The organism is Arthrobacter sp. 01T419, from assembly GCF_056398865.1.
This window is the reverse complement of sequence record NZ_JBFTQF010000009.1, coordinates 50,304-65,148: the sequence shown is the minus strand read 5'-3', so window position 1 is coordinate 65,148 and position 14,845 is coordinate 50,304. Positions and strand designations below refer to the sequence as shown.

Sequence of the window (14,845 nt, the reverse complement as noted above, 5' to 3'; positions counted from 1 at the left end):
GTTTTCCACATAGCCGACCGAGCGGCTTCCGCGGGCCCCGGCGGCCCGCGAGGCTGGACCAATGACGCCTTCCCAACCACCTTCGCTCCCGGAAAAGGGCAACCTTTGGCGCACCGATCAACTCCACGCACATGGGCTCAATTCCCGTGCAATCCAACTCTTGGTGCGTCGGGGCAAGCTTGTCCGGCTACGGTACGGCTGCTACATTCGGGCTGCCCTCTGGCAGAAGCAGTCCGCTTGGCTCCGAAGCACGCAACTGATCTACGCGCATGCGCATGGAACGCTCACGACGTCGGCGGGAGACTTCGTATATAGCCATACCTCGGCGGCGCGGCTGCACCACCTCTTCCTCTGGAATGTTGACGACCTCATCCACATCCTGCTGCGGGTCCGACCCTCCAGGGAGCGCCTTGGCAAGGATGTCCGCGGTCACACCAGGCCTTTCGACGAGACGGACATTGTGACGATCGGGAACTTGAGGGTCACGTCCTTGGAGCGGACCGTGGTGGATTGCGCCATGCTGCTCAGCTACAAGCAGGCGCTGGTGCTCATGGACCACGGACTCAGGCTTGGCGCGGATCGTGCGCTCTTACAGGCCATGGCCGACGCACTGGATGGCCGACGCGGCGTCAGGAACCTTCGAAAGGCCCTGGTCAACGCCGATCCACGATCCGAATCGGCCGGCGAAACCTTATGCCGCGAACTCATCTCGCGGCTGAAGCTGCCGATGCCTGAACCGCAGGTTGAGGTGCACAGCCGGGCAGGTCGGCATCGGCTCGACTTTGCCTGGCGGGAGGCAAAGGTCGCTTTGGAATTCGATGGCGAGATCAAGTACTTCGATTTCAAGCCGACAGCCGAGGTGATTTTCCAGGAGAGGCGCCGGGAGAAGGCCCTGAGCGAGGACGGTTGGCGCTTCGTCCGTGTGGAGTGGAAGCACCTCTTTCGCGAGCAGGAATTCAAGAACCGGATACTAACCGCCCTCCGCTAGCAGCCTGCCGCCGTCGAGCTCGCCGGAACGCGCCCCGGTCGCCGAAAAGCTCCGGCGAGCCGGCACCGTTCCGGCGAACTCGGGCGCAGGCCTCCCTTCAGGGGCGGTCCGCCATCGTCACGCCGATCACCAGGAGCACCACATTGAGCACGACGGCGGGCGTCACCAGGACCTCGGGAGCGTTGAACAGCACGCCCAAAGCCAGGGGCACCAGGGCGAAGAGGCACAGCACGTAGCCCCGGATCCGGGTTCCCAACATGGCCGGTCCGCTGCGTCCAAGCTGCATCAGGTACACCAGCTTGGTCAGGTCTTCCTGCTGGCGGAATGCGCGTCGCAGCATCCCCGCGCCCAAACCACCGCCCGCCGCCGCACCCAGGACCAGAAGCTCCACCCGGAAGCCGCCGGCCAGCACGAAGAATCCGGCAGCCGCCGTCGTCCACAATGACATCAGCATTACCGGCAGCGCGACGTGGACCCAGCGCGAGGCCGTTCTGGAAATCGGGAGGAGGGCGTCTAGGCTCGGGGCCATGCGCAACTGCCAGAGCGGCCCGGCCGCCGCAGTGGACGAGAAGATCGCCGCGGCAAGCAGCACGGGAAGCAGAATGATGGGTGAATCGAACGTCCGGATCAGCCCCGTCAAGGGAACGACGGCGAGGCCCAGGCCCCAGCGCCACAGCCGGCCGGGTTGCCGGGCGAGTACCGTTGCCTCCGCGTGGAAGAGCGCGCCGGCTGCGGTCTGAGGGGTACCCGGGATCTTGACCCTGCTCCGTTTGCCGCCGCTGGAAAGCGAGGCACTGAGCTCCCCAGTGTCCATCAATGTCAGCGCAGCCTGGACATGTCCCCTCGCGGACCCGGCCTTGAGCAGCGAGGTCGTGCGGACGCTCGAGAGCTTGTTTCGCAGGCCAAGAGCCGAAGCCACCAAAGCCGCGGCAGGGGCGACGGCGAAGATCCAGTTGCCTTGCAGTGTCCCGAACAGCATCGCACCGAGTACTGCCGAGACAGTCGCCAAGATCCATCTGGTCGCCTGGCCCTGCTGTCGAGCTGGACGCTGGGCCGGTGTCCCGGCCGACGCTGCCGAGCGCGTCTGAGCGAAGGCGGCCAGCGCGAGGATCGCCGCACCCGTCAGCGCCCCCGCCAGGATTCGGCCGGCAAAGACCGCCGCATTCGAGCCCCTGATGATCGCTACGGGAATGGTAGTGAGACCCCCGACGACGGCGGCAGCCCAGACTGCGCGGCGCAAGCCTCGAGCCAAAAGGGGTTCGCGGTCGATAGCCAGCGAGTACCACCAGTGCCGCTGATTGGCCGTGATCGCCAGCGGCCCGAGCCGGCCGGACACCCAATAGGCCGCGAGACCCAAGAGCCCAAAAGCAATGACCAAGCCATACTCAACAGGCACCACTCCGTAGCTTCCCGAAAGCAGATGTCCGCCAAAGCCATGCTCCGCCGCGGCCGTGAGCCCGCTGAGCAAGCCCGTTGCGTAGATCAGGCCGACGCCGAACGTCAGGAACTGGACGTACAGCTCATTGAGCCTCGAAAGCAGGGACTGGCCGCGCGGGCGAATGACCCTGCGGGTTGCACGCTCCGGGTCGAACTCCACGAACTCCGGCTGCGCTATGGCAGCAGTGGACATGCTCACCTGCGGATCCTCGCCACAGCCTCGTCCGTACTGACCACGCGCGCACCGCCGTCGTCAACTATTACGGCCCGGGTACACGCCGCCTGGGCGACGTCCGCATCGTGCGTGACCATGACGACGGCCGCATTCTTCTTGGCAGTCCGGGCAATCCGCTGTGCGAGCAGGCCGCGCATGCGGGTATCGAGCCGCTGCTCCGGTTCGTCCAGGACAAGCAACTCGAAGGGCCGAATGAACGCCGAGGCAAGGAGCAACTTGCGGCGCTGTCCCGAGGAAAGCTCATCAGGAAAGGCATCCGCGACCGTTTGGAGTTCGAAGAATTCAATCTCGCTCTCCACGGCAGCATCAGGATTGGCGAGACCATGCCCGCGGGCCACCAGGGACAGGTGCTCACGGACGGTGAGGGAATCGAAGTAGGCATCCTCATCCAGCAGCACCGAGACCTTGCTGCGAAAGAGGGCCGAGCGGTCGTCCGGCATCAAGCCAAGCACGTGGGCATCGCCTTCAATAGCCGCCTGCGCGCCAATCATGGTGCGCAACAAGGTGGACTTGCCAGCGCCGTTCTCGCCGACCATCCCGAGCACCTGCCCGGAGAAGACCTCGACGTCGAGCGGCCCGCACACTGCATGCTCGCCGTAGCCCGCGATAAGATTCTCGGCCGTCAGCACGGCGTTTCCCAGCTTCATGCTCTGAAACTACCGGACTTCCCTGCGGTTCCCCTGAGCCAACGCTCGCTCACCTATGCCGCCTTCCGGCCCAACGCTCGCTCACCTGTGGCGCTCGCTGTGCTCACGCCCAGTAGCTAGGCTCGCGCTTCTTGATCCAGCCAATGACCAAAGACGTCACAGGCACGAGGATGTATTGGACGGCGACCTTGTAGACGAAACCAACCAGCACGTAATTGACGAAGCTTCCGAAGTCCGTAATACCGATGACCGAAGCCGCGATGCTGCAGAAGATCAGTGTGTCCACGAATTCCCCCACCCCGGATGAACCCATGAGCCGAGCCCACAGGGTTCTCTCACCCGAACGGGCCTTCATCTTGACAAGGATCAAGGAGTTGATGGTCTGGCCAGCAAGGAACGCGAGGAGCGAAGCCAGGACGATCTGAGGAACCGGCCCCAGTGCGCCCTCGATGGCAGCCTGTTTGGCAGTACCGTAGTCGTCATTGAAGCCGGGCAGCGCGATGATGATCCAGTAGCAGAGAGAGGCGAACGCTGACAAGGCGAACGAGGTGATGATCGCTTTCCGGGCCACCTTAAACCCGTAAATTTCGCTCATGACATCGCCAAGAATGTAGGCGAGCGGGAAGAGGAAGAATCCGCCGTCAGTGATGATCGGGCCGAAGATCACGCCTTTGGCAGCGCCGATATTGGAGAGGATCAGCACCACGGCCATGCATGCCAGCATGATGCCAAAGTATGGGGAGCCTATCGACGCGAAACGCGGCGTGGGTTTACTCAGGGTCTGGGATTCTGAAGCTGACGTCATCGTTTGTCCGTTCGTAGTGGTTCGCGCAGGCGGCCGGAGTGAGCACGGCGCCCCGCTGTATTAGCACTGGTGATGGACCCGCCTGCAAACCGCGGAACCTCCCCCATTCTCGCATCGAGGATTCCGCTCCGCACGCAAACAATTTGAACGTGTTCAAAAAGGTGGCATGCTGATTCTTGAACACGTTCAAAATGTGTGGGAGAGGGAGCCAAACGTGGCCACCAAGAGTGAACAGACCCGTCAACTAGTGACCGATGTCGCTCTCAAGATGTTCCGGGAGCTCGGCTTCGAGAAGACCACCATGCGCGCTATCGCCGAAGGAGCAGGGGTTTCGGTGGGCAACGCCTACTACTACTTCGCCTCGAAGGACGAACTGGTCCAGGAGCTCTATTTGCAGGTCCAAGCTGAGCATGCGGTCCGCGCCCRGCAAGCCACGGATGGCGTTCACGACCTGTCGGGCCGCCTGAAGGCAGTGCTGCACGCAGGCCTCGACGTCATGGCCCCGTACCACCAGTTCGGTGCCGATTTCATCGCGACGGCGATCCGGCCGACGTCGCCCGTCAACCCTTTCGGCGAGGACTCCACCGCCGCCCGCGAGGCCTCGCTCGCGATCTTCCGCGCCGCCGTCGACGGCTCAACGCCCCCCGCGCCCAAAAAACTGCGCGCCGAACTGCCAGAACTCCTCTGGCTCGGATACATGGGGATCGCGCTTTTCTGGGTCTACGACAAATCGGACGGACAAATGCGCACCCGGCGGCTCGTTGACGGGGCCGTGCTGCTCATCGCGAGAGGCCTGTCCCTGGCCAAGATCCCGGGCGTCAGTAAAGTGCTGGACGACGTCCTCGGCCTCGCCCACAGCATCCGCGGCTGAGCGAACGGACAACGCAACAAAAAGGGGAAACATGACAGGCAAATCCGTGGTGATCGCGGGAGCATCGGGCTTCATCGGTAGCCACTTCAAGCGTCGCTTCGAGGCGGAGGGCTGGGCCGTCAGGACCATTGGCCGCGCCACCGGTCATGACGCGCGTTGGGACGACGACGGCGGCATCGCCAAAGCGCATAACGGTGCCGAGCTGCTGGTGAACCTCGCCGGACGCTCCGTGAACTGCCGCTACACCTCCCGGAACCGGGCGGAAATACTGAAGTCGAGGACGGACACCACCGCGGTGCTTGGCCAGGCGGTTGGCTTGTGCGCCCATTCCATGAGGAAGCAGCTAGTTTACGGTGCGGCTGCGGCGGTGATTGCTGTTTCCGCTCGTCAAATCCACGTTGACCAGTGACTGCAACGAACATTCGCTGGTGGCCGAAGGCATTAACCGTTCTGATAGCTTCCCTTGCGTTAGCGGCGTGTGGGGGAGCTACAGTACCCGGCCCGGGCACCGCTGCCCCGAACCCCAATGGTGTCCCCGTGCCCACCCTTCCCGTGACCTCCGGCGCACCGAGCGAAACCTGCGCGTCGTTCCTACCGGCCGCTCCCTGCGGCACCTACGCAAGTGTTTCGGGCCAAGCGGACGGCAAGGATCTTCCGTGGGCATCCTCCGGAGCTGTTACCGCGAAACTGCAAACCGTGGACGGATCCCTCCATTTGACCGTCACTACCACGTGTGGTCCTTTAAGCGGGCCCGCAACAAGGACGGGAACAGTTCTCACGGTCGGAGACATCGCCGTGGGTGCCGCCGCCTGCGCGGAACTCGCCGCCTCCCAGCAGCTGTGGGTCATGGCCTTCCTTAAGAAGCCCGTCGATATGGGATACAACAACGGCTCTCTGACATGGACCAGCGGAACTGACTCGCTGGCCTTCAACCCGAAGTAGCGCACGGCGGCATCGGCGAGGATGTGTGCGATCCCCCGCGCTACGAAGAAGAAGCGGAAGAGATGACCAAGTATCCGATCTCGTTTCCGAGTGCGGCCATGGTGTTCCCTGGGTGTTCGGCGGCGGTATCGATGAGAGCATCCCGCCCGTCGCGGTCGACGGCGATGGGACCGTGAGCGAGCGTCGCACCAAAACCCCACAAGAGTGAGCGAGCGTCGGGAGGAGCGGAAGTCGGCCCGAAGCCCAGGGATTAGGCGTTGACCGGGTCCTGATCGTCGACCGGGGAGTTGTCGGCGCGGGGCGAGCCGAAGGCACTCCCTTGCTCCTTGTCCAGATGCGTTGGCTTCTTGTTCTTTAGGGCGAAGATATAGACCAGCAGAGAGACGCCGACGGCCACGGTGACATAGGTGAAGAAGACCTCCACTTGGCCGGCCTTTTGGAAGGCCGCGCCAACCAGCGGAACCGTCCCGCCGAACAGCGAGTTGGCGATCGCATACCCAAGGCCCACTCCGAGAGCGCGGATGGACGATGGGAAGAGCTCGGCCTTCACCAAGGCGTTGATGGAGGTGTAACCTCCCACGATCAACAGGCCACCCATCATGAGCAGGAAGGCCACGAACGGGTCCTTGGTTCCGCTCAGCGCAGACAACAGCGGCCACGTGCACAGAGCACCAAGGATGCCGAACCAGAGGAGGAGCGGCTTGCGGCCCACCCTGTCCGAGATCATGCCATAGACGGGCTGTAGGCACATGAAAATCAAGAGGGCCCAGAAGTTGATCTGGCTGCTGGTTTCCTTGGGTATGCCGCTGGTGTTCTGCATGAAGGACAGGATGAAGTTGGTGTAGGTGTAGAAGGCCACCGTGCCACCGAGGGTCACTCCGATGCAGATCAGCAGTGCGCGCCAATGCTTGGTGAGCAGCAGTTTCAGGGTGCCCGGCTGGGCCTCTCCGGCCACCGGAGCTGTGGCAGCGGCCGCCTGCTCGGCGGAAATGGTCTCCTCCATGGAGCGTCGGAGCCAAAGAACCACCAGCGCGGCAACTCCTCCAATGACGAACGGAATACGCCAACCCCATCCACCCAAGGCTTCCTTGCCGAGGGCCTGTTCCAAGACCACGAGGACCAGCAGGGCCAGCATCTGCCCACCGATCAATGTGACGTACTGGAAGGAGGAGAAGAAGCCGCGACGCTTGGACGTTGCGGCCTCGGACATATACGTGGCACTGGTGCCGTATTCGCCGCCCACGGAGAACCCTTGGATCAACCGGATCAGGATCAGGAGCACCAGGGCCCACACTCCGATCACGTCCTTGGTGGGCAGGATGGCAATGGCGAACGACCCCGCGGACATCATGGTCACGCTCAGGGTCAGGGCGGCTTTGCGGCCTTTGCGATCGGCATAGCGGCCGAAGAACCAACTGCCGATGGGGCGCATCAGGAACGTCACGGCGAAAACGGCCGTGGCCTCCAAATTGCTCTGTAGCGGGTCCTTGGAACTGAAGAAATGGGATGCGAAATAGGCGGAGAACGCCGTGTAGATGTACACGTCGTACCACTCCACAAGGTTGCCTGCGGAGCCTTTGAGGATATTGCCCACGGCCTTGCGCGTCTCGGCGGCCTCACTCTGGGGCACTGCTTGCTGGGTGCTCATCATCGAACCTTCCTGGAGATAACGCAGCCACCGGCCGCACCGCCGCCACCCTACCGCTGGGTAACTTCCTCCAAGAAGGTTTTGGTCATATTGGTCATTCGTACAAAGCGGACACCCCGGACGCGGTGGCAGGATGGTCGCATGACTTCCCTCGCCGCCCAGCCCGTGGCCCCAGCCATCGCCCTGACCATCGCAGGATCCGAAGCCACCGGTGGCGCGGGGGCCCAAGCTGACCTAAAGACTTTCCAAGAACTCGGCGTCTTCGGCATTGCGAATCTCACGTGCATCGTCTCTTTCGATCCTCAGGACAACTGGAAACACCGCTTCATGCCCGTGGACCAGAAGGTAATCGCCGAGCAGTTGGAGGCAACGACGTCGGCCTATGGCGCCGAGGCCCTGGACACGGTGAAGATCGGCATGCTGGGCAGCCCGGCCACGATTTCCACAGTGGAGTCGGCACTCAAGGGTGGCCAATTCACCAACGTCGTGCTCGACCCGGTGCTGATCTGCAAGGGCCAGGAGCCCGGCCACGCACTGGACACCGACCAAGCACTCAAGGCCCAGATTCTTCCCCTGGCCACGTTCGTCACGCCGAACCATTTCGAAGCAGAGTCGCTGTCCGGACTGGAGATCGCCGACGTCGAAGGCCTCAAAGCCGCCGCCATCCGCATCCATGAACTGAGCGGCGCCGCTGTGCTCGCCAAGGGCGGGGTGCGGCTGGAAGGCCTGGACGCCGTCGACGTCTATTACGACGGCGAGACTCTCGAAGTGCTCGCAGCCCCCAAAGTGGGCGAAGTGGCAGTCTCCGGTGCGGGTTGTTCTTTGGCTGCGGCGATCACGGCCGAGCTCGCCAAGGGCGCCTCGCCGCTTGGGGCGGCCAGGACGGCGAAGGCTTTTGTCACGGCCGGGATTACGGCCCGGGTTTCCTCCAATGCCCCGTTCGACGCCCTCTGGCAAGGCGCGCGCGCTAAGGCAAGCTTGGTCCAAAAGCGGCGGAGCGGCGGGTACTGAGGAGCGAAGCGCATGGCTGAGCATTTCGAAACGGTGGACGAGTACATCGCGTCGCGGCCCGGCGAGGTGCAAACGATCCTTCAGGAGATCCGACGGCGGGCCCTGGCAGCTGTGCCCGGAGGCGGGGACCGGATCAGCTACGGCATCCCCACCATCACGCTCGCCGGCCACTACGTTGTGTACTTCGCGGCGTGGAAGCACCACATCTCCGTCTATCCAGTGCCCGACGGCGACGAGGAATTCGAGCGGGAAATCGCCCCTTTCCGGGCAGCCAAGGGCACGTTGAAGTTCCCTCTGGGGAAGCCGATGCCTTACGAGCTCATCGAAAAAGTGGCGATGCTGCTGGCTGAGCGCGAGCGGGCACGGGGCGGGTACTGACAATCGGGCTGCGCCGCGGTACCGTACAGCCATGCGCCGCGATGAGCTCGAGCACGCCATTCGGGCCGCTGCCGATATCACTCACGGCGACCGGGTGATCGTGATCGGCAGCCAGTCAATTCTGGGGTCCTTCGCGGAGGACCAGCTACCTGCCGCAATCACTATGTCGGATGCCGTCGACATCGCCCCGTTTTCCGATGACGACGCCGGCACGCTTGCGGACAGCCTCGATTCGGCGCTCGGTGAGTGGTCTCCCTTCCACAACGAGTTCGGGTTCTATGTCCAGGCGGTCGAAAGGGAGACCGCAGTGCTGCCGGCCGACTGGGAGTACCGCCTTGTCGGTGTGCGCAATGAGCGGACCCGGAACAGCACCGGGCTTTGCCTGGATCCCTACGATCTCTGCGCGGCGAAGCTCATCGCCGCACGGCCCAAGGATCATGCGTTCGTCTTGGCACTCATCGAATCGTCCCTGATAGACCGCGTCCGGCTCGTGGACCGAATCCGGCTGATAGACCCCTCCGAGGCGCGTCGCGATGCGGCTTTGTCCTGGGCCATGTCCGTTTGACCTGGCTCCGGCCGGCCGGCCCAAACCCGTCCGAAACTGAAGGAGCAAGGTAATGACCAAGGTTGTAGCGCTCATGTCGATGTCCCTCGACGGTTACGTAGCGGATCTCGAGGACGGCGTCGACGAAGTCTTCGACTGGTACTTCGCAGGTGACGTCGACGTACCAACCGTCAAGCCGGAGTTCACCTTCCACGTTTCCGCCGCGAGCGCCGAACACGTACGTGGGCTTATGGGCGAGGTGGGGGCGATGCTCACCGGGCGACGCACATCCGACCGCGCCGACGCGTGGGGCGGACAGCACCCGTTCGGCGTGCCTGCGTTCGTCGTGACTCACCAGGTGCCCGAAGGGTGGCCCCGATCCGACTCAACGGTGCATTTCGTCACCGACGGGCTGGAAAGCGCGGTCGCGCAGGCAAAGGCAGCAGCGGGCGACAAGATCGTGGGCATGCACGGCGCGGACACGATTCGGCAGTGCCTCGACGCCGGGCTACTCGACGAGATCCGCGTCGACCTCGTTCCGCTCCTGCTCGGATCCGGTATCCGGTTGTTCGATCGCCTTGGCAACGCGCCTTTCACCTTGGGCAACCCGACCGTCGTCGAGGGTGTGGGCGTGACCCACCTAAACTACCCGGTCCTCAAGCAGTAGCCCCTGGCGATGTCGGCGTCACGCCAAGCAAGTTTTTGGGTCCACCTCATGGGCGAAGCCGCGGAATTCCGGGGTGGCTCAACCTACGGGAATCCAAAAAGGTGCGTGGCGTGACGCGTCCCAAGCAACAGCCCAAGCACGCTACCCCGAGTGCGCCTCCAGGAACGCGTACACCTCGGTCTCGTCCACGCCGGGGAAGGCGCCCGGCGGCATGGCGGCCAACAGGTGCGAGTGGGCGCGGGCGGACGGCCAGGCGTTGCCCGCCCAGGAAGAAGCCAACGACGCCGGCGGGCGCTTGCAGCAGTTCGGGTCCGGGCACGTCGAGGTAGCCCGCGCCGTCGTCTCCCTCCCGCGGAACCACTTAACGTGCTGGTACGGCACGCCGATGCTGAGCGAAAATTCCCCTGCCGCTGAGCGTTCGGTGCGCGCCGTGCACCAATAGGTGCCGGAGACGGTATCCGTGTATTGGCTGTAGGCGCTGAACTTGTCCGGAACGTCGAACACGGCACGCGAAGTCCACGCTTTGCACGCCGGCTGGCCCTCGATAGCGCCGGTGTGGTCCTGGGGGAAGGCCACACCGTCGTTCTCGTAGGCCTTGTAGATGATGCCGCTCTGGTGGGTCTTCTGGAAGTGGGTGGTGATGCCCAGGTGCTTCGTGGCCAGGTTCGTGAAGCGGTGCGCAGCTGTTTCATAGGAGACGGCAAAGGCGTCCCGGATATCCTCGACAGCAATTTCCTTGGCGGCTTTCGCCTTTTGCAGGAATTCCAGGGTGGCGTGTTCGGGCAGGAGGAGCGCTGCGGCGAAGTAGTTCGTTGCGACGCGCTGCGCCAGGAAGTCGCCGTAGTTCTTGGGCGTTTCGTGGCCAAGAACGTAGTGGCCCAGGGCCTGCAGGAGGACCGAACGGGGATCGTGGTCCTGCCGCTGGCTCTGCGTGAGATAAATTCGGTGATTCTTTAGATCGGTCACTGAACGGGTGGAATGCGGCAAATCACCCACGTGGTGCAGCGTGAATCCGAGGTGGTCCGCGATGTCCGCAATGACGTGCTGGCTCAAGGGACCGGCGGTGTAGCCAACGCCCTTGAGGACCTTCTGTGCCTCGGCTTCATACTCAGGAAAGTAGTTACCGCGCTCGCGCATCATGGCACGCAGTTCGCCATTCGCGCGGCGGGCCTCCTCCGGCGTCGCGATCTGCTCGTTGAGCCTGCGCTCAAGCTCCTGCAGGAGGCCTATTTGAGACTCCAGCACATCAAGCGGAAGCCGCGCGCTGACGCGTATTTTCGGCAGGTTCAGGGACTCGTACAGAGGCCCGCGCTGGTACCGTTCCAGCTCGATTTCCAGGGCGGCACGGCGGCTGGGCGGCTCCGCTCCAAGCAACTGGTCGATGCCCACGTTCAATGCCGCCGCGAGCTGCTTCAGCAAGCCCAGTTTGGGTTCCCGCTTGCCGTTCTCAATAAGGCTCAGCTGGCTAGGGGCGGTCCCGACGGCGGCGCTCACGTCGTCGAGGGTCAGCCCGGCCTGCTTGCGCAGATACCGCACGCGGCGGCCCAGGCTGATGACGTCCAGTTCAGCGTCAGAGGCAGAGGACGACGGCGGCGGTACTTCGCGGTTCCAGCTCACAGGTGACATTTCTTGAGGATACGCGAAGAAGTGCATTTCTTTCCATAGTTTTTCTCTAGTAAGACCCTTGGAAGTACTGAAAAGTAAGAACTACGGAAACCCCGGCCGGCCTGGACTGCAAAGGCGCAGCGAAGATCGGCCGGGGCTACATACACAGCAACACGCCAAAGTAGCGTCAAAGGAGACAGAACAATGACCGCAGCATTTGAACCAGAGCAGCCCACCGCAACCGAGCAGGCCGCCGCACTGGAGCTCGAATGGGCTGCCAACCCGCGTTGGGAAGGCGTCACCCGCGATTACTCAGCCGCCGACGTCGTCCGCCTCCGCGGCCGGGTCTCCGAAGAACACACCTTGGCCAAGCGCGGCTCCGAGAAGCTGTGGAAGCAGCTCACGGAGGAGCACAAGGAAGGCAAGTACACCAACGCCCTCGGTGCGCTGACCGGCAACCAGGCCGTGCAGCAGGTCAAGGCCGGGTTGCGCGCCATCTACCTGTCCGGCTGGCAGGTCGCCGCCGACGCCAACAACTCCGGCCACACCTACCCGGACCAGTCGCTCTACCCGGCCAACTCGGTCCCGACCGTGGTCCGCCGGATCAACAACGCCCTGCTTCGGGCCGACCAGATCGAATTCTCTGAGGGCATCCAGACCGTTGAGGACTGGCTGGTCCCGATCGTTGCCGACGCCGAAGCCGGTTTCGGCGGCCCGCTGAACGCCTACGAACTCATGAAATCCATGATCCAGGCCGGCGCCGCGGGCGTGCACTGGGAAGACCAGCTCGCCTCGGAAAAGAAGTGCGGCCACCTCGGCGGCAAGGTGCTCATCCCCACCCAGCAGCACGTCCGGACCTTGAACGCCGCCCGCCTCGCGGCCGACGTCGCGGGCACCCCTTCGGTGATCATCGCCCGCACCGACGCCGAGGCAGCCACCCTGATCACCTCCGACGTCGACGAGCGCGACCAGGAATTCATCCTCCGCGAAGGGGGCCAGCCGGTCCGTACCGCTGAGGGCTTCTACAAGGTCCGCAACGGCATCGAACCCTGCATCGCCCGAGCCAAGGCATACGCCCCGTACTCCGACCTCATCTGGATGGAAACGGGCACCCCGGACCTCGAGCTCGCCCGCACGTTCGCCGAGTCCGTCAAAGCCGAGTTCCCGGACCAGATGCTCTCCTACAACTGCTCGCCGTCGTTCAACTGGCGCAAGCACCTGGACGACGCCACCATCGCCAAGTTCCAGCGTGAACTCGGTGCCATGGGCTTCACGTTCCAGTTCATCACCCTGGCCGGCTTCCACGCCCTGAACTACTCCATGTTCGATCTCGCCCACGGCTACGCCCGCGAAGGCATGAGCGCCTACGTCGAACTCCAGGAAAAGGAATTCGCCTCCGAGTCCCGCGGCTACACCGCAACCAAGCACCAGCGCGAGGTCGGCACCGGCTACTTCGACGACATCGCAACTGCGCTCAACCCGAACGCATCAACCCTGGCCCTCGTGGGATCCACCGAAGAAGGCCAGTTCCACTAATCCCCAGCCGCCCCCTCCACTCGCAAGCTCGCGAGGGAACCCGGCGGCCGTGGGCCCACTTCCCCAACTAGGTAGCAGCAGGTGTCGTTTTGAGCCCTCAAAACGACACCTGCTGCGAGCCAGTTGGGAACCATTCAAGGAGCCACTCCCATGAACAGTTTCACCGACAATTACACGATCAACGGCATCACGCTGACCGCCCAGCCCATCCACCGGCAGAACGAGGTTCTTACTCCGGATGCCTTGGCGTTCGTGGCAGCCCTGCATCGCGCGACGGCGGAGCGCCGTCAGGAGCTGATGCAGGCGCGGCATACCCGCCGAGGCCAGATCGCCAGTGGCCAGGATCCCCGGTTCCTCCCAGAGACGGCGGAAATCCGCAACGATCCGAACTGGCGCGTCGCTCCCCCAGCCCCGGGCCTGGAGGACCGTCGCGTGGAGATCACCGGGCCCGTTGACCGCAAGATGACCATCAATGCGCTGAACTCGGGCGCCAAGGTGTGGCTGGCCGACATGGAAGACTCCTCGACACCTACCTGGCGCAACGTCATCCAGGGCCAGCTGAACCTCACGGACGCGCTGGAGCGCCGGATCGACTTCACTTCGCCGGAGGGCAAGGAGTACAAGCTCCGTGCCGCCGAGGACCTGCCGACCATCGTGGTGCGTCCGCGTGGCTGGCACCTGCCGGAGAAGCACATGCTCATCGATGGCAAGCCCGTTGCCGGGGGCGTGGTGGACTTCGGCTTGTTCTTCTTCCACAACGCACGCCGCCTGCTCGCACAGGGCAAGGGCCCGTACTTCTACCTGCCCAAGATCGAGAACCACCTCGAGGCGCGACTCTGGAACGACATCTTCATCCTGGCCCAGGACCTGCTCGGCATCCCGCAGGGCACCATCCGCGCCACGGTGCTCATCGAGACCATCACCGCGGCATTCGAGATGGAGGAAATCCTCTTCGAGCTGCGCGACCATGCCTCGGGCCTGAACGCCGGCCGCTGGGACTACATCTTCTCCGTGATCAAGAACTTCCGCACCCGCGGCCCCCGCTTCGTGTTGCCGGACCGCGGCCAGGTCTCCATGACCCAGCCGTTCATGCGCTCCTACACCGAGCAGCTGGTGCGGGCCTGCCACCGCCGCGGCGCCATGGCGATCGGCGGCATGGCCGCCGCCGTTCCGAACCGGAAGGACGAGGCCGCCAACACCGCAGCGTTCGAGAAGGTCCGCGCGGACAAGACCCGCGAGGCCAGTGACGGTTTCGACGGTTCCTGGGTCGCCCACCCGGACCTGGTTCCGGTCTGCCGTGAAGTGTTCGACGGCGTCCTCGGCAACCGTCCGAACCAGCTGGACCGCTCGCGTGAGGATGTGACCCCGGACGACCGTGCGCTGATCGACGTCGCCTCCACTGAAGGCACCATCACCGAAACCGGCATCCGGAACAACATCGAAGTGGGCATCCGCTACATCGAGTCCTGGCTGCGCGGCAACGGCGCCGTGGCCATCCACAACCTGATGGAAGACGGCAGCAGATGACCCC

14 protein-coding genes and 1 pseudogene are annotated in these 14,845 nt (G+C 63.9%); 10 read left to right on the top strand and 5 right to left on the bottom strand.

Annotated elements, in window-relative coordinates; translation table 11 throughout:
- The first annotated feature begins 61 nt into the window (after positions 1-61).
- Positions 62-988 carry a type IV toxin-antitoxin system AbiEi family antitoxin domain-containing protein gene (locus AC1DLO_RS14310; protein WP_476891247.1) on the top strand — a complete coding sequence of 309 codons (927 nt, stop codon included), beginning with the start codon at positions 62-64 and terminating at the stop codon, positions 986-988.
- A gap of 97 nt (positions 989-1,085) precedes the next feature.
- Here AC1DLO_RS14310 and AC1DLO_RS14305 read toward each other — a convergent pair whose 3' ends face one another.
- The 3 genes from AC1DLO_RS14305 to AC1DLO_RS14295 form a co-directional block, all read right to left on the bottom strand.
- Positions 1,086-2,618: a DUF6297 family protein gene (locus tag AC1DLO_RS14305; protein ID WP_476891261.1), complete on the bottom strand. Its 1,533-nt coding sequence runs from the start codon at positions 2,616-2,618 to the stop codon at positions 1,086-1,088.
- Positions 2,619-2,620: 2 nt separating this feature from the next.
- Positions 2,621-3,307, bottom strand: coding sequence for an ABC transporter ATP-binding protein (locus tag AC1DLO_RS14300; protein ID WP_476891246.1), 687 nt, complete (start codon positions 3,305-3,307; stop codon positions 2,621-2,623).
- A 103-nt stretch (positions 3,308-3,410) separates the two neighbouring features.
- The gene (locus AC1DLO_RS14295; protein ID WP_184741749.1) at positions 3,411-4,112 is read right to left on the bottom strand and encodes a queuosine precursor transporter; all 702 of its coding nucleotides are present in this window, start codon (positions 4,110-4,112) and stop codon (positions 3,411-3,413) included.
- Positions 4,113-4,326: 214 nt separating this feature from the next.
- Here AC1DLO_RS14295 and AC1DLO_RS14290 point away from each other — a divergent pair, with 214 nt between their 5' ends.
- From AC1DLO_RS14290 to AC1DLO_RS14280, 3 genes are all read left to right on the top strand, one after another.
- Complete coding sequence (locus AC1DLO_RS14290) at positions 4,327-4,983, top strand: TetR/AcrR family transcriptional regulator (protein WP_476914504.1); 657 nt, start codon at positions 4,327-4,329, stop codon at positions 4,981-4,983.
- Between the two features lie 31 nt (positions 4,984-5,014).
- On the top strand, positions 5,015-5,392 hold the full coding sequence (locus AC1DLO_RS14285) for an NAD-dependent epimerase/dehydratase family protein (RefSeq protein WP_476891244.1): 378 nt from the start codon (positions 5,015-5,017) through the stop codon (positions 5,390-5,392).
- A 128-nt stretch (positions 5,393-5,520) separates the two neighbouring features.
- Positions 5,521-5,925 carry a hypothetical protein gene (locus AC1DLO_RS14280; RefSeq protein WP_476891243.1) on the top strand — a complete coding sequence of 135 codons (405 nt, stop codon included), beginning with the start codon at positions 5,521-5,523 and terminating at the stop codon, positions 5,923-5,925.
- Positions 5,926-6,175: 250 nt separating this feature from the next.
- Here AC1DLO_RS14280 and AC1DLO_RS14275 read toward each other — a convergent pair whose 3' ends face one another.
- Entirely contained in the window at positions 6,176-7,573 is a 1,398-nt protein-coding gene (locus AC1DLO_RS14275; protein ID WP_476891242.1) for an MFS transporter, read from the bottom strand.
- A 141-nt stretch (positions 7,574-7,714) separates the two neighbouring features.
- Here AC1DLO_RS14275 and AC1DLO_RS14270 point away from each other — a divergent pair, with 141 nt between their 5' ends.
- From AC1DLO_RS14270 to AC1DLO_RS14255, 4 genes are read left to right on the top strand one after another with little or no spacing between them, the layout of a single operon-like run.
- A complete protein-coding gene (locus AC1DLO_RS14270) occupies positions 7,715-8,584 on the top strand; it encodes a hydroxymethylpyrimidine/phosphomethylpyrimidine kinase (protein WP_476891241.1) in 870 nt (289 codons plus the stop codon).
- 12 nt (positions 8,585-8,596) lie between these two features.
- Positions 8,597-8,962: an iron chaperone gene (locus tag AC1DLO_RS14265; protein WP_476891240.1), complete on the top strand. Its 366-nt coding sequence runs from the start codon at positions 8,597-8,599 to the stop codon at positions 8,960-8,962.
- 31 nt (positions 8,963-8,993) lie between these two features.
- Positions 8,994-9,527, top strand: a complete 534-nt coding sequence (locus AC1DLO_RS14260; RefSeq protein ID WP_476891239.1) for a DUF6036 family nucleotidyltransferase — start codon at positions 8,994-8,996, stop codon at positions 9,525-9,527.
- Positions 9,528-9,579: 52 nt separating this feature from the next.
- A complete protein-coding gene (locus AC1DLO_RS14255) occupies positions 9,580-10,173 on the top strand; it encodes a dihydrofolate reductase family protein (RefSeq protein WP_476891238.1) in 594 nt (197 codons plus the stop codon).
- Between the two features lie 141 nt (positions 10,174-10,314).
- Here the strand turns inward: AC1DLO_RS14255 and AC1DLO_RS14250 are convergent, their stop codons facing one another.
- On the bottom strand, positions 10,315-11,826 hold the full coding sequence (locus tag AC1DLO_RS14250) for a helix-turn-helix domain-containing protein (RefSeq protein ID WP_476891237.1): 1,512 nt from the start codon (positions 11,824-11,826) through the stop codon (positions 10,315-10,317).
- A gap of 156 nt (positions 11,827-11,982) precedes the next feature.
- Between AC1DLO_RS14250 and aceA the strand changes: the two genes are divergently transcribed.
- Together aceA and aceB are read left to right on the top strand one after the other, a co-directional pair.
- Entirely contained in the window at positions 11,983-13,314 is a 1,332-nt protein-coding gene (aceA, locus tag AC1DLO_RS14245) for an isocitrate lyase (RefSeq protein ID WP_476891236.1), read from the top strand.
- A 150-nt stretch (positions 13,315-13,464) separates the two neighbouring features.
- Positions 13,465-14,835 (top strand): annotated as a pseudogene (aceB, locus tag AC1DLO_RS14240) (malate synthase A); the annotation flags it as partial.
- Positions 14,836-14,845: the final 10 nt, after the last annotated feature.

Bases quoted from the DNA above. Each gene is read 5' to 3' on its own strand.
- AC1DLO_RS14265 (WP_476891240.1), top strand. From the start codon at position 8,597: ATGGCTGAGCATTTCGAAACGGTGGACGAGTACATCGCGTCGCGGCCC.
- AC1DLO_RS14255 (WP_476891238.1), top strand. From the start codon at position 9,580: ATGACCAAGGTTGTAGCGCTCATGTCGATGTCCCTCGACGGTTACGTA.
- AC1DLO_RS14300 (WP_476891246.1), bottom strand. From the start codon at position 3,307: ATGAAGCTGGGAAACGCCGTGCTGACGGCCGAGAATCTTATCGCGGGC.
- AC1DLO_RS14275 (WP_476891242.1), bottom strand. From the start codon at position 7,573: ATGAGCACCCAGCAAGCAGTGCCCCAGAGTGAGGCCGCCGAGACGCGC.
- AC1DLO_RS14295 (WP_184741749.1), bottom strand. From the start codon at position 4,112: ATGACGTCAGCTTCAGAATCCCAGACCCTGAGTAAACCCACGCCGCGT.
- AC1DLO_RS14305 (WP_476891261.1), bottom strand. From the start codon at position 2,618: ATGTCCACTGCTGCCATAGCGCAGCCGGAGTTCGTGGAGTTCGACCCG.
- AC1DLO_RS14310 (WP_476891247.1), top strand. From the start codon at position 62: ATGACGCCTTCCCAACCACCTTCGCTCCCGGAAAAGGGCAACCTTTGG.
- aceA (WP_476891236.1), top strand. From the start codon at position 11,983: ATGACCGCAGCATTTGAACCAGAGCAGCCCACCGCAACCGAGCAGGCC.
- AC1DLO_RS14285 (WP_476891244.1), top strand. From the start codon at position 5,015: ATGACAGGCAAATCCGTGGTGATCGCGGGAGCATCGGGCTTCATCGGT.
- AC1DLO_RS14270 (WP_476891241.1), top strand. From the start codon at position 7,715: ATGACTTCCCTCGCCGCCCAGCCCGTGGCCCCAGCCATCGCCCTGACC.
- AC1DLO_RS14250 (WP_476891237.1), bottom strand. From the start codon at position 11,826: ATGCACTTCTTCGCGTATCCTCAAGAAATGTCACCTGTGAGCTGGAAC.
- AC1DLO_RS14260 (WP_476891239.1), top strand. From the start codon at position 8,994: ATGCGCCGCGATGAGCTCGAGCACGCCATTCGGGCCGCTGCCGATATC.